This is a genomic window from Pseudogemmatithrix spongiicola (assembly GCF_030623445.1).
Classification (GTDB): domain Bacteria; phylum Gemmatimonadota; class Gemmatimonadetes; order Gemmatimonadales; family Gemmatimonadaceae; genus Pseudogemmatithrix; species Pseudogemmatithrix spongiicola.
The window spans coordinates 2,893,184-2,906,885 of sequence record NZ_CP130613.1; the positions used below are offsets into that span (position 1 = coordinate 2,893,184).

Annotated in this window: 12 protein-coding genes; 2 read left to right on the forward strand and 10 right to left on the reverse strand. The window is 69.9% G+C overall.

What is annotated here, in order from left to right:
- Window positions 1-69: 69 nt before the first annotated feature.
- The 5 genes from Strain318_RS13255 to Strain318_RS13275 form a co-directional block, all read right to left on the reverse strand.
- Window positions 70-2,730, reverse strand: a complete 2,661-nt coding sequence (locus tag Strain318_RS13255) for a DEAD/DEAH box helicase (protein ID WP_367886176.1) — start codon at window positions 2,728-2,730, stop codon at window positions 70-72.
- 8 nt (window positions 2,731-2,738) lie between these two features.
- Window positions 2,739-3,137 (reverse strand): hypothetical protein, encoded by a 399-nt coding sequence (locus Strain318_RS13260; protein WP_367886177.1) that lies wholly within the window; start codon window positions 3,135-3,137, stop codon window positions 2,739-2,741.
- 76 nt (window positions 3,138-3,213) lie between these two features.
- Window positions 3,214-4,296, reverse strand: a complete 1,083-nt coding sequence (locus Strain318_RS13265) for a 6-phosphofructokinase (RefSeq protein ID WP_367886178.1) — start codon at window positions 4,294-4,296, stop codon at window positions 3,214-3,216.
- Window positions 4,296-4,538, reverse strand: coding sequence for an Rdx family protein (locus Strain318_RS13270; RefSeq protein ID WP_437436305.1), 243 nt, complete (start codon window positions 4,536-4,538; stop codon window positions 4,296-4,298). Before Strain318_RS13270 ends, Strain318_RS13265 begins: the two co-directional genes overlap by 1 nt.
- Window positions 4,539-4,541: 3 nt before the next feature.
- Window positions 4,542-4,790: a hypothetical protein gene (locus Strain318_RS13275; protein WP_367886179.1), complete on the reverse strand. Its 249-nt coding sequence runs from the start codon at window positions 4,788-4,790 to the stop codon at window positions 4,542-4,544.
- Between the two features lie 80 nt (window positions 4,791-4,870).
- Between Strain318_RS13275 and Strain318_RS13280 the strand changes: the two genes are divergently transcribed.
- On the forward strand, window positions 4,871-5,296 hold the full coding sequence (locus Strain318_RS13280) for a pilus assembly FimT family protein (RefSeq protein WP_367886180.1): 426 nt from the start codon (window positions 4,871-4,873) through the stop codon (window positions 5,294-5,296).
- A gap of 85 nt (window positions 5,297-5,381) precedes the next feature.
- Here the strand turns inward: Strain318_RS13280 and Strain318_RS13285 are convergent, their stop codons facing one another.
- The 3 genes from Strain318_RS13285 to Strain318_RS13295 form a co-directional block, all read right to left on the reverse strand.
- Window positions 5,382-6,578 carry a DEAD/DEAH box helicase gene (locus Strain318_RS13285; RefSeq protein ID WP_367886181.1) on the reverse strand — a complete coding sequence of 399 codons (1,197 nt, stop codon included), beginning with the start codon at window positions 6,576-6,578 and terminating at the stop codon, window positions 5,382-5,384.
- A gap of 131 nt (window positions 6,579-6,709) precedes the next feature.
- Window positions 6,710-7,597, reverse strand: a complete 888-nt coding sequence (locus Strain318_RS13290; protein ID WP_367886182.1) for an alpha/beta fold hydrolase — start codon at window positions 7,595-7,597, stop codon at window positions 6,710-6,712.
- A gap of 40 nt (window positions 7,598-7,637) precedes the next feature.
- Window positions 7,638-8,777 carry a hypothetical protein gene (locus tag Strain318_RS13295; protein ID WP_367886183.1) on the reverse strand — a complete coding sequence of 380 codons (1,140 nt, stop codon included), beginning with the start codon at window positions 8,775-8,777 and terminating at the stop codon, window positions 7,638-7,640.
- Window positions 8,778-8,914: 137 nt separating this feature from the next.
- On the opposite strand from Strain318_RS13295, the gene Strain318_RS13300 reads away from it, so the two are divergent.
- Window positions 8,915-9,745 carry an alpha/beta fold hydrolase gene (locus Strain318_RS13300; RefSeq protein WP_367886184.1) on the forward strand — a complete coding sequence of 277 codons (831 nt, stop codon included), beginning with the start codon at window positions 8,915-8,917 and terminating at the stop codon, window positions 9,743-9,745.
- On the opposite strand, the gene Strain318_RS13305 is transcribed toward Strain318_RS13300, so the two are convergent.
- On the reverse strand, window positions 9,722-11,770 hold the full coding sequence (locus tag Strain318_RS13305) for a protein kinase domain-containing protein (protein ID WP_367886185.1): 2,049 nt from the start codon (window positions 11,768-11,770) through the stop codon (window positions 9,722-9,724). The two genes, Strain318_RS13300 and Strain318_RS13305, sit on opposite strands and share 24 nt — an antisense overlap.
- Entirely contained in the window at window positions 11,763-13,661 is a 1,899-nt protein-coding gene (locus tag Strain318_RS13310; RefSeq protein WP_367886186.1) for a serine/threonine-protein kinase, read from the reverse strand. Before Strain318_RS13310 ends, Strain318_RS13305 begins: the two co-directional genes overlap by 8 nt.
- Window positions 13,662-13,702: the final 41 nt, after the last annotated feature.

Here is a 13,702-nt window from a genome sequence, read left to right on the forward strand (position 1 = left end):
GACACGGTTGCTCCGTGGCGAGGTCGTTGCATTTCCTTCTTTTGCTGCGTGCCTTCGTGGTGAAAGCAGTTATCGCTTCCGCCGCCCACCCTTCGGATACGGCGGCCGAGGCCCACGCCGCTCGTCTCGTCGGTCATCGCGTCGCCCATCGCGCCGCTGCGGCCGACGCTCGGCCTCGCCGCGCATCCACGGCCGCGCCAACTCCTCCTGCGCCGCCTCGAGCGAATCGGCCTTGATCGTCCCGCGCTGCCCACGCCCCACGGCGAAGCGCAGCGGCCGATCCAACACCGGCAACTCTTCTGCCACCATCGTGCGCGCCAGCTTCTCCGGAATGTGCAGCCGCGCCACGCCGCGCGGCCCTTCCGGCGTCTCTTCCACTTCGTAGTGCAGCGAGACCTCGCGGTCGCGGATCGTCACGTGCGACGGCAGGCGCATCAGCCGCCCGCGCTCCGCCGCCGGAATCCACTCATCCGGATCGAACACCAGCTTCGCCGCGCGAAACTCCGCCATCGAGTTCACGCCAGCCAGCTGCCGCTCATACCAGGCCGCAAGCTCCGCCTGCGAGATGCGCGGCATCGCGCCACCGCTGCGGCGCCACGCCTCCCGCACCTCTGCAATGCGCGGCTGGTTCTGCGGCATGCTCGCATGCCGGGCCTCGCCGCGTGCCAAGGCCTCGGCGAGCACGCGTCGCGCCTCGGCTTCCTTGCCCGGCGGGAAATCCGCGATCGCTTCGCGCTCCCGCTCCAACTCGAAGCCGAAGTACTCCAGCCGCCGCTCCAGCGCAAACGGGCGATCCCGCTGCTGCGGATCGTACACCAACTGCGGCGAGTGCCCCGTCGCGTACTTGCGGATCAGGTCGCGTCCGAGCTGCGTGCCCTCGATCCCCGCCCGCGCCACACCGAACTTGTCGGCGAAGTACCGCAGCGTGCCCGCGACCGGCCCCCAACTGCCGCAGACGCTCGTCTTGGACACCCGCGCCTCGTCGCCGTTCACCGTCTGCTCGTCGATCACCAGCGAGAACGGCATGATGCGCGCCAACAGCTCGACCCACTCCTTCTCGATCGCCTGTGTCGCCATCGGCATGCGCTCCGGCAACGGCAAGCGCACGGAGCGATAGATGCTCGCCAGCGCGAGGGCCGCGTCTTCCACGGCCTTCACGAGCACCCCGCGGCCCTCCGCCCAGCGTTCGATGCTCGCATCGAACAGCTGCCGCGGCAGTCCGTACACCTCGCCGAGGTACCCGCACTTGGCGAAGGCCTCGGCGTACACGTTGTACGTCGTCAGGTGATCGCTGCCCGGCACGATGAGCCCCGCGAGATCCCGATCTTCGCGCGTCATCCGGTGCAGCGACTCGACGCTGGCCATCACCGCCACGTACGGCAGCAGCGTGTCGCTGCAGTGCACGAGCAGCTCGGCCCACGAGCGGTCCACGGGCAGCGCTTCGACCGCCTTGCCGTACTCCGTCAGGCGCCCGTTCTCGATGATGCCGCGCCGCGCCAGGAACTCCAGCGAGTTGCGGTAGCTCTGCTTGTCGAGCGGCACCGGCAGGTCGAGCTCGTCCGCACGCACGCCCAGCGCCGCGCAGGTCAGCGCCACGCGCTCCGAGTCACCCGCCAGCTGGAAATCCGGCGCCGTCGGCATAAGGCGATCGAAACGGATGTCGCGGTCGCTCAGGATGAACACGCGGCCGCCGGCGACCCGCCCATGCACGCGTCCCGCCATCTGCAGGATCTCGTTGGCGCCGAGGTGCAGCCGCGTCAGCACGTTGCGACCCTGCTCGACGACGTTCGCAAAGCGCGTGTCGTCGATGATCACCGTGTCGAGGCCCTGCACGTTCAGCGCGCTCTGGCCCGCGGCCGTCATCGCCAGCAGGAAGGGCTTCTCCACCTCGCCTTCCAGGAACGGCCGGATCACGCGGATCGGCTCGCCGCCGTGGTAGAACGCCACCTGCATCCGCGGATAGCGCGCCCCGACATCCGTCGCGACTTCCTCGACCGCGGCGCGCGTCGGCAGGAACACGCCGATGCCGCGCCGCTCCTTGATCGCCCGCGTGATGAAGCGGTCGTCGAGGAAGCTCGTCGGCTTCTTGCGCTCCACCTCGACGCGTGCGGCCTTCTGCGGGTCGAAGGCGCTCGACTCCACCACGGCCGCCGCATTCAGGTAGCGCTTGTAGAACGACGGATCCACCGTCGCCGAGAGCCAGATGAAGCGGCATCCCGTCCGCTTGCCCAGCGCGAGGCAGAGTTCCAACTCCGCACTGGTTTGGTGGATCTCATCCACGACCAACGTGTCGTGCGGCCGGATATCGCCGTCCTGGAACCAGCGCCGCGCGATGCCCGTGGTCACGATCACCACGTTCCATGTCGGCGTCTCGGGCGTCGCCTCGCGCTCGCGGTTCACCACACCCACGCGCAGCTCGTCGGTGCCCAGCAGCAGCTTGGCGATCGGCTTCACCGAGAGCGTCTTGCCCGTACCCGTCCCCGCGACGATGCCAAAGCCCTGTCGCGGCCGCGCTTCACTCTCGGCGAGCTCCGCGGTGATGCGCGAGAGTTCCTCGCCGCGCGACTTCCACAGCACGGTTTCGATGTCGAGGCCGAACGCGAGTTCGATGGTCTCGCAGGCAGCGCGCGTCGGCGCGATGACGATGATCCGGCCGCGCGGACCGCCGGCGCGGAGAAACGCCTCGCGGTCCGGCGGCAGATACGCGTCGCGGACCGGGCGCTGTGGCAACGGCGCGTTTACGACGTGGGCTCCGGACGGCGCTCGGCCGGCGGCTTGGTCGTGTCCGGCGGCGTGCGCGGCGGCGTATTCCGCCCTCGCGCGGGCAGCGCCGCGCGCGAGGTCGTGTCACGCCGCGTCGGCCGCGGATTGCTGCGGAACCCCTTGGTCTCGAGTTCCCGCTCCGAGGGCCCGAAGATCACCGTGCCGTTCGCCGGCTTCTGTCGCAGCGCGGTCTGGCAGTCGGTGGGCGCGGGCTGCTGCGCCGGCGAGACCCCATCCATCCAGATGCGGCACTTCCCCGCCGGCGGCATCAGGTGCGTCGGCACCACCGGCACCTGCGGCCGCGCCGTCCCCTGCGCACCGGCCATGGCCGGAAGCGCCGCCACGGCGGCCAGCAGGAAAAGGGATCGCAGCATGAGGGCAATATCGTCGGTCTGGAAGGGAATTCTACCCGTCTCGTCCACGGACGTTCATTTCCGCCCCTCTGGACACTCAGCGGTCGCCGAAGCTGATGCCGGTCCGCCGCGCCGTTTGCACGATGTCATGCGACGGATCCACGCGCCGCGGCTCCCGGATTGCCTCGCGGATCGGCACCGTCACGATATGCGGCGTCTGCAGGGCCACCATGTGGCCCCACTTCCCGTCCGCCACCGCCTGCGCCGCCGCGCCGCCAAACCGCGTCGCCAGCAACCGGTCATACCCCGTCGGCATCCCGCCGCGCTGCAGGTGCCCCAGCACCATCGCGCGGCACTCCTTGCCCGTCTTCGCCTGGATCGCCTTCGCGAGATTGTGCGCGACTCCGCCGATGCGCGGCGCCTGTCCCGGCAGCGAGTCGCCGATCAGCGACACATGCCCACCCTCGTCCTTCGCCCCCTCGGCGACCACGACGATCGCGAACTTCCGCCCGCGACGGTCGCGCTCCATCACCGCCTCGCACACGTGTTCGAGCTTCCACGCGATCTCGGGGATCAGCACCACGTCCGCCGATCCCGCCACACCGGAATGCAGCGCGATGAACCCCGCCTCGCGCCCCATCACCTCGAGCACCAGCACGCGGTCATGCGACTCCGCCGTCGTCTGCAGCTTGTCGATCGCCTCGATCGCCGTCGCCACCGCCGTGTCGAAGCCGAAGGTCGTCACCGTACCCGCGACATCGTTGTCGATCGTCTTCGGTACGCCGACGATGCGCATGCCCTTGTCGACCAGCCGCTGCGCGATGGCCAGCGAGCCGTCGCCGCCGATCGAGATCAGCGCTTCGATGCCGAGGTTGCGCGCGTTCTCGAGGATCTCGTCGGAACGGTCGATCTCCCGCCACGACCCATCCGCCTGCTGCACGGGGAAGCTGAAGGGATTGCCGCGATTCGTGGTCCGCAGGATCGTGCCGCCGAGGTGGCCGATGCCGCGCACCGACTCGCGCGTGAGCGGGATGACCTCGTCCTCGCCGAGCAGGCCGGCGTAGCCGCGTTTGATGCCCATGACGCTCCAGCCGCGCTCGAGCGCCGAGAGCGTGGCCGCGCGGATGACGGCATTGAGTCCGGGGGCGTCGCCGCCGCCGGTGGAGATTGCGATGCGCATCAGTCGGGAGTGAGCCGTTGGAGGAGAGTGAGCGCTTCCCCGGGCTGCAGGTGCCGCCCGAGTTCGTGCTTGGAGAACAGCAGCCGACCGTCCACGCTGAGCTCGAACCTCCCACCGCCCGTCGGCGTGAGCGTCACGGTCGCCTGAGGATACGCCTCGCGCAGCGTCGCCGCCAACGCCGCGGCCCGGGGCTGGTAGTTGCAGCCCACGCAGAGGGCGATGTCGATCCAGCGGACGGGCAACGGCTATCGCTGGTAGGGCACGCCCGTGACGTTCGCCATGCGATACACCGCCGTGTCGTGCTTCGCGATGATCGTGCGGAGTGAATCCACCGTCGCCTGCATCTCCGCCACCTGCATGCCGAGCGAATTCACGGCGTCCGTCATGTCCTGCATCAGCTGTTGCTCGGCGATGCGCTCCTCGGGGTCCTGATAGCAGGCGCCGAGCGCGAGGGCAGCGAGCAGCGCGAACGAGAGACGGCGAATGCGTGCCACGGAGGCCTCCGCGATGATCCGGTAGTGGCGGCAGGGCGATGATGCCGCAGCGTGCCTGCAATCTACGCAGCTATGCTGCCATGCGCCGCGCTTTCTCCCTCGTCGAACTCGTCGTCGTCTGCACTTTCGTGGCGCTCGCCGCCGGCGTCGCCCTGCCGCGCGGCAAGTACCTGCTCGACGGCCTGCGCCTGCGCCAAGCGGCGCACGAGGTGAGCGGCGCCGTCGCCCTCACACGCGTCGCGGCGATCCGGCGCGGCCACGTCGCCCGCCTCATCGTCGACCGTCCCGCCGGCACCATCCGCGTCGAGTCGGGTGGCGACACGTTGCTCATCCGCGCGCTGCGCGCCATGCACTACGTGCAGCTCCACGCCACGCGCGACACCGTCACCTTCGGCGCCAACGGACTCGGCGTCGGCATCGCGAACTCCACCATCGTCGTGCGCATCGGCGCGCGCGCCGAGACGGTGGTGGTCAGTCGCATGGGGCGCGCCCGGGTCAGTTACTAAGCAGCGAGACGCACGAGACGGAAGTGGCATCCTCCCACGCCGCATCCGCCCCTTACATCTCACATCTCACAGCTTACATCTGCCGTTAAGTGCCAAAATCGAAGCCTTGCACCGAAATCCGCGGGATCTCCTGCCCGATCACGCGTTCGATCGTCCGCACCATCCCGATCTCCTCGGTGCTCATGAACGTGAAGGCGTCACCTTCCTTCGCCGCGCGGCCCGTGCGCCCGATGCGGTGCACGTAATCCTCGGCCTGCTGCGGCACGTCGTAGTTGATCACGTGCGTGATGCCGGAGATGTCGAGGCCGCGCTGCGCGATGTCGGTGGCGACCAGGACGCGCGTCTTGCCGTCCTTGAACCGCGCCAGCGCCTGCTCGCGTTGGCTCTGGCTCTTGTCCGCGTGCAGCGCATCGGCCTTCACGTGATGCTCCTCGAGGTGCCGCACCACGCGGTCGGCGCCGTGCTTCGTCCGCGTGAAGACCAAGATCGAGTCGTCGTCGCCCAGCTCCTTGAGCAGGTGCGTGAGCAGCGCCGTCTTGCGGTGGCCGGGCACGGGGTAGACGAAGTGCCGCACCGTATTCGCCGCCTGCGAGCGGCGGCCGACCTGCACCACCGTCGGCTTCCGCAGGTACTTCCGCGCCAGCGCTTCGACCTCGGGCGGCATCGTGGCGGAGAACAGCAGGGTCTGCCGATACGCGTGGATCTGCGCGACGATGCGGTTGATCTGCGGCGCGAAGCCCATGTCGAGCATGCGGTCGGCTTCGTCGAGCACCAAGACTTCGAGGTCGTCGAACACGACGTTCTGCTTCTCGAGATGGTCGATCAAGCGCCCCGGCGTCGCGACGACGATATCCACCCCGTTGCGCAGCGCCTCGGTCTGTTGGTCGTAGCCCACGCCGCCGTACACGGAGATGACCTCGAGCCCCGTGCCCTCGCCGTACTTGCGCACGCTGGCCTCGACCTGCTGGCAGAGCTCGCGCGTCGGCGTCAGCACCAGCGCGCGCGTCCGCTGCGGCCCGCCCATCAGCCGCTCGATGATCGGGATCGTGAACGCCGCGGTCTTGCCCGTGCCCGTCTGCGCGAGCCCCATGAGGTCGCGCCCCTTGAGCGCGAGCGGCACCGCCTGCTGCTGGATCGGCGTCGGCCGCAGGTACCCCGCGCGCTTGAGCGACGCGAGCATCCGCTCGCTGAGCCCAAGGTCGGCGAACGTGATGTCGGAGGTCGCCGCTTCCTGCTCGGCGAGCGTGCGGGCATCCCCCTCCAGCGCGGGACGCGTGGACACCGGGGGCAGGATCGCCGCCGCAGCCTTGGACTTACTCGGCCGTTTCGTCTCCCCCTCTCCCCCCCTTCTCCCCTTTCCCGTCGCCTTCTTCCCACCCCCGCCCGTACCGCCGTCTCCCTTCTTTCTCTTTGTCATCGTGTCGGAAACCTAGTCAGGTCCTCAAGCATCTGGGCATTCACTTGCCCCGGCACTTCCTCCATCACCACATGCCCGCCATCGGGAATCCACGTCAGCCGCCCATCCGGTAGCATGCGCGCCAGCGACTCCGCATTGCGCGGCCGCACCGTCCGGTCGCGCGTCCCGAAGATCACATGCGTCGGCACCCGCAGCCGCCGCACCGTCGCCTCGTCCCACAGCCCCCACTGGAACTCTTGCAGCATCTGGAACTGCGCGCGCACCACCGCGGGGAACTGCGTCGGCGCCCAGTACTCATCCACATCGCGCTCCGTGAAGAAGCCGAGCTTGCCGTAGACGCGGTGCTGCACGAACGCGATCGCCTCGCGCGGAATCAGCTTGGCGATCCATTCGCCCGGCAGCGTCGGCAGCAACGGCGAGAGCGCCTGCCAGGGGGGAATCAGCCCGAAGCCCACCGCACCGTAGAGCATCAACTGCGACACCCGCGCCGGCGCCTGCAGCGCCGCGTGCACCACGACCTTGCCGCCCATGCTCTGCCCCGCCACCGCCGCGCGCGCGACGCCGCAGGCATCGAGCGTCTCCAGCACATAGCGCGCGAAGGCATCGAGCGAGTAGCTGCCGGGCGCGCTTGGCGCATCGCTGAGTCCGTGGCCGGGCAAGTCCGGGGCCAGCACGCGGTATCCCGCGTTGGCCAGCGGCAGGATGTTGTGGCGCCACAGGTACGCGCTTACCGCCCACCCATGCACGAGCAGCACGGGCGGTCCATTGGCAGGCCCCGCCTCCAAGACGCGCACCCGCGGCCCGCTGGCGAGCGTCACAGTGCGCGCGACGATGCCGTCGACGCCGGCCGGAAACCACTCGGCGGGAGGCAGACGCGTATTCACGCGCTCGCCTCCCGCCGACTACCCTGCCCCTGCACCCGACTCAAACGAGCGAAATCGGACGGCCGCTGGCCCGCGCGATGAGCCCGATGCGGAACGTCACGTCGCACCAACGCTCGTCACCGCCGTGCGTCACCTCCAGCGGGAACATCGGCCACACATAGGGATCCGTGCTCTTCGGCATCGCCAGACCCTTGTGCGGATGCCAGACGCCGTCGCGCCCGCAATCGTCGACGAAGCGCTCGAACATCTTCGTCCACACCTCGTTGCGCCGCAGGAACCCGAGTCGCGCCATCAGCTCGAGCCACGCCAGCGCCTTCGGCACGTCGGCCTCGACGGCATTGCGGTGCGGCAGCATGTCGCCGAGCACGGCGTACGGCAGCGGCATCAAGGTGTTGCCGACCTGCTGCACCGACTCCTGGCGCGGCAACGGGCGCGCGAGGTACGCGTTGAGCAGTTCCATCGCCTCGTAGTGCTCGTTCTGGAACAGCGGCATGTGCGCGATCAGATGCAGCGCGTAGATGCTCGGCGGGAACGCGTCGGGGTGCAGCACCTGCTTGTTGCCCACGCGGATCCACGGCTTCTCGGCCAGCGGCGAGCGCACGAACTCGGCAATGCGCTCGATCGTGCGACGTGCGAGCCCACGGAGTCGCGGGTCCGCCTCGAAGCCCGCCTGCGCCAGCGCCGCTCCCGCCGCCTCGCGCAGCAGCTGGCGCTGCGCCAACAGCACTTCTTCGTCGACCTTGGCCTTGGTCGGGCGCAGCTCATAGAGGAAGTCCGGATCGTTGTCCTCCGCGAGCAGCCGGAAGAGCACGCGCTTCGTGTGCACGATGGGCGGCGCATCCTTGTCCCAGCCGTACTCGAGCAGCCGGCGCATCGCGGGAATGGTGCCGATTCCTTCGAAATGCTCGGCACGCTGCGATGGCAGGGCGAGCATGGCGCCGTTCCAGACGCCGTTCACATCGGCCTGGAGCGCGAGCTCGAGGGCCGGCTTATAGGCGAGCGGCAGGATTCCGGGTTCGAAGTCCACCCCGGGCCCGAGCTTCGCTACCTCGTTGGTGGCGCGATACTGAATCGGTGGTGACGCGTGATCCAGCAGCCATCCCAGCGGAAACGCGACCTCCGCCTCGGGAGGAGGGGGGGGCGCGAAGATCGACGTGGGCGAGATGATTGGGGTCGTCAAACGATAACCGTGGCTAACGCCATACGAGAAAAGAACTTATCCGGCGGCACTTGGAGTATAACCTATGCCGGCCGGGTCCCATACCCTCGGGAGCGGTAAAGGATACCATTTCCTACGAATTCCGCCAGATTGCGCGCATGCGCGGAGAATTCGTGGACGTCGGGGGAAGCCGCCTCTATTACTACGCGGCGGGTACCCGCGGAGCCGGAGCGCCGGTCGTCCTGATCCACGGATTCCCGATGACGTCGCGCCTCTGGCACGACTTCGTGCGGGACTTCGCGCCAGGCCATCGGCAGATCATCGTCGATCTCCCCGGGTTCGGCCGCAGCGATCCGCCCAGCTCCGCGCGCGCCGGATGCGGCGCACACGCCGCCGCCATTCACGCCCTGCTCGACGACCTCGGCGTCGACCAAGCCTTCATCGTCGGACACGGACTCGGCGGCGGCGTGGCGCAGGCCTTTGCCGTGCAGTGGCCCACGCGCGTCGCCGGACTCGCACTCGTCAGCTCAGCCGGCTTCGGGGTGAAACCACGGCGCCTCGCCCGTCTCGCCCGTGCACTCGGCCCGCTCGCCCGGCACACGCCGCCGGCCCTGCTGGCGGGACTCGTCCATGGCTCGGTGCGTCGTGGCTTCGCCGATCCCCATCGCGCCCACCTCACGCTCGACACCTGCCTGCGCCACTTCACCACCACGCCCGGGCGCGACGCGCTCGCCGCGCATCTCGCGGTGATGCGGCATTGCGACACGGCCGCCTGGTCGCGGCGCCTCGGTGAACTCGCCGTGCCCGCCGCCGTCGTCTGGGGCGCCGACGACCCGTTCTATCCCGTGGCACTCGGCGAGCGCCTGCATCAAGCCATCGCGGGGTCCAGCTTCACGGTGATCCCCGGCGCCTCGCACTTCGTGCCCGAGGACCAACCCGACGCGCTGCGGCGCGCCCTCGATCCGCTACTCGCCCGGGCCGCGCTCTAGGCGCGACTCATCCACCGCCTCGGCGACGCGTTCGACGTCGCGCACCAACGCATTGATCTCCTGCGTGCGCGGCCCTTCGTCGGCCACGCGCGAGGCGACGCCCGAACTGCGCAGCCGCGTCAGGTCGAGCTTCATCGTCTCGAGCACGAGCACCGCTTGCTCCAGCTGCGCCTTGAGCGAGCCGCGCCGCTCGGCGAGGTCGGTCAGCGTCGTGCGCTGCCGCTCCAACAGCTCGAGGCGCCGCGTGCGCTCCGGTCCGTCGGGCATCGCCTCGGCCTGCGCCACGCGCGTCTCCAGGCGCACCAGCGCGTCCGGCGACGCATCGGCGTCGAGCGCGTGCAGCGCGATGGCCAGCGTGCGCACGCGCTCCACCAGCGCCTCGACGGTGGGCTCGATTTCCGGCAGCATCGCACGCTCGTGCTCCGGCAGCCGCGCGAGCATCGAGCGGATCTTCGCGCGCGACTCGTAGGCATCGCGCAGCGCCGGACCGAACTGTCCCGCGAGCACGTCCTTCGGCACCGCCTCGAGCACCGCCTGCGCGGCCGTGGCCGCGGGCGGCGCCGGCAGCTTCGGTTCGAGACGGCGCAGCGGCGCTTCGTCACCCGACGTGCGCGGCGCCGGCTTGCGGAAGACATCGCGCACCGGGATGCCATCGGCCCACAGGTCGGTCAGGCGCCGCACGATGCCGTAGCCGATGCCGATCGCCGGGAAGATCACCCACGGAAAGGACGGCGACGTGACGGCATTGATCACGGCCAACATGCCGATCGTCACCACGCCGGCGCCGATGCGCCGCCGCACGCCGGCAATGCGCTCCTCCGGCGTCTTCTGCTGCAGCACGAACTCCCCCATGCGCTGCGCGGCGACGCGCAGCTCCTCGCGCTGCGCCCGCGGCTGGTTGCGCACCTGGTCGCGCCAGCGCCGCGCCTCCTCGCGCCACTGCTTGAGCGCCTCGCGTCCCTCCGTGCGCGCCGCAGCGTCCTGCATCCAGTCGCGCGGCAACTTCGGGAAGTCAGGACCCGGCACCGGCGTCCGCGCATGCAGGTCATCGAGCGGATCGGTCGACGGGCTCGGGGGGGGCGGAGCTGCCGGGATCGCCGGCATGCCGCCGCTCGACGGACGCGGCACCGCGGCCGAGGGACGTGCCGTGGCCGCCGACCGGCGCTTCATCGATGGCGACTCGGCATCTTCGGCCAGCGCCGCGCGGAACTCCGCCGCACTCGCCCAGCGCGAGTCGCGCGCCTTCTCGAGGGCGCGGTCGATCGCGTACACGAGGTTCTCCGGCAGGTCGGCGCGCACGTCGCGCAGCGGGCGCGGACGTTCGCTCAGGTGCTTCATGAGCATCGTCGGCGTATTGCTCGCCTGGAACGGCAGCTCGCCCGCCAGCATCTGGTAGCCGACGATGCCCAGCGCGTAGAGGTCGGCGCGGCCGTCCACCTCGCGCTCGCCCATCGCCTGCTCGGGGCTCATGTACGCCGGCGTCCCGACCGCGATGCCCGTCGCCGTCAGGCGCTGATCGCCTTCCGCCGCACGCGCGATGCCGAAGTCCGTGACCAGCGCGCGACCGGTGCCGCGCTCGAGCAGGATGTTGTCCGGCTTGATGTCGCGATGCACCACGCGCTCGCGATGCGCATAGTCGAGGGCGTCGCAGACCTCGCGCAACACCCGTCGCACGACGTCGACAGGCGGGCGCGGCTCGCGGTGCAGGCGTTCCGCGAGCGACTCGCCGTCCACGAGACCCATCGCCATCCAGACGAGTCCGTCCCGCTCGTCCACGGCGTAGATGGGCACGATGTGCGGATGCGAGAGCCCCGCCGCCATCTCGGCCTCCCGCAGGAAGCGCCGCTTCACTTCCTCGCGGAACGCCAGCTCCGGCGGCAGCACCTTGAGCGCGACCTTCCGGCGCAGGCGCACGTCGGTGGCGCGGTACACCACCGCCATGCCGCCGCGTCCGACTTCCGCCTCGATTGCGTAGTGGCCGTCGACGGCGGCCGCGAGTCGCTGCAGCAGCGCGTCGTCAGCCACGGGTCCTGCCGCGATCGATGCGCGCGAGCTGGTCGCCCGCATACACCGACGCGTCCACCTCACGCGCGAGCGCAGCCGCCCGCTCCGCAACCGTGGTCAACTGCTGCCAGCTCTGGTTGCCCGTCTTCAGGCGCAGCACATCGAACTTCAGGTTCTGCAGCGTGAGCGCCACGTTCTCGAGCTTCGCCGCGAGCTCGGCGCGCCGCGCCTCCAGCTCCGCCGCGCCGCGCCGCGAGCGCTTGAGCAACGCCAGTCGCCGCACGCGCGCCTCCGACGCCTGCACGTCGAGCGGATTCGCCTGCGACTCCAGCATCGAGATTTCCTTGTCCATCGCCGCCACGGTCGCGTCGCCGAGCTCGCGCTCGACGGTCGTCAGCGCCGTCGCCAGGCCCATCACGGACTCGGAGAGGCTGCGCGCCGTCGGCACGACGTCCGGGATGCGCGCCTTGTCCGCACTCGGCAGCGAGTCCACCAAGCGCAGCACTTCCTCGCGATCGAGCAAGGCCTGCCGCGCCGTCGCCGCGTGCGGACCCGAACCCAACGCCGCCGCGTCCGCCGACGTGATGCCCGGCAGCCCGCCCGCCGGCGACGCCGACTCCACGCTCAGCCGGCGACGCCGCGCCTTCTCGCGGATCTCCATCCGCTTCTCGCGGTCCCAGATCGCCTTCGCGCTGTCCACCGTATCGGCGGCGACGTCGACGATCATCTTGTCGCGTGGCTGGCGGAACACATCGCGCCAGTCGAAGCCGTCGCTCCAGAGTCGCGCGTACTTGTACGCGATGTTGATGCCCCAGAACGCCGAGACGAACAGGAAGTTCGGCCCGCCGAGGAAGTTCACGAAGAACAGCGCGCCGGTGACGAACAGGAACGGGGCGATCGCCTTGCGGAACGCGACGACCGTGCGGTGCTCCCAGCGCACGAGTTCCTCGGGCGTCGGCGCATCGGGATCGAAGTTCGCCGGCGGCGTCCACGTCGGCTGCGCCTGCGGATAGGCGTTGCCCATGCGCTGCGGCAGCTGCGGCACGTTGCCCGTCTCCAGCGCCTGCACGAACGCGCGGGCGTCGGGGAAACGGTCGTCGGGATTCTTCTCGAGGCAGAGCATCACCGCGCGCGCCAGGTCCGGCGGCACCATCGCGCGCTGGTCGATGGGCACCGGCTTCTCGCTCAGGTGCTTTACCAGCAGCGCCGGTGCGCTTGTCGCGTTGAACGGCAGGTCGCCGCACAGCATCTGGTAGGCGACGATGCCCAGCGCGTAGAGATCCGTGCGCCCGTCGATGTCGCGGTCGCCCGCCGACTGCTCGGGGCTCATGTACGCCGGCGTGCCGATGGCGATGCCCGTCGCCGTCAGCTTGCTGTCGCCGCCCTCGCTGACCGCGCGCGCGATGCCGAAGTCCGTCACCATCGTGCGCCCGGTGGCGCGGTCGATGAGGATGTTGTCCGGCTTGATGTCGCGGTGCACCGTGTTCTGCGAGTGCGCGTAGGCCAGCGCATCACCGACCTCGCGCAGGATGCGCCGCGCCTCCTCGGGCGTTACCGGTCCGCGGTTCGCGATGCGCGTCCCGAGGTTCTCGCCCTCCACCAGCGCCATCACGAAGTACACCAGGCCTTCGCGCTCGTCGACGCTGTAGATCGGGACGATGTGCGGGTGCGAGAGCTGCGCGGCCATCTCCGCCTCGCGCAGGAAGCGCGAACGGATCTCCGAACGGAATGCGAGCTCGGGCGGCAGCAGCTTGATGGCGACCGGTCGCTTCAGGCGCTTGTCCCGCCCGCCATACACGATGCCCATGCCGCCGCGGCCGATTTCCTTCTCGACCTCGTACTGCGATTCCAGCACTCGCATCACATGCGATTGCAGTTCCGCGTCGGATTGGCTGAGGCGCGAGTCGCTCAAGGTGCGTGCGAAGGGCGTGCTGGGTGGGGGAACCGGAGCGG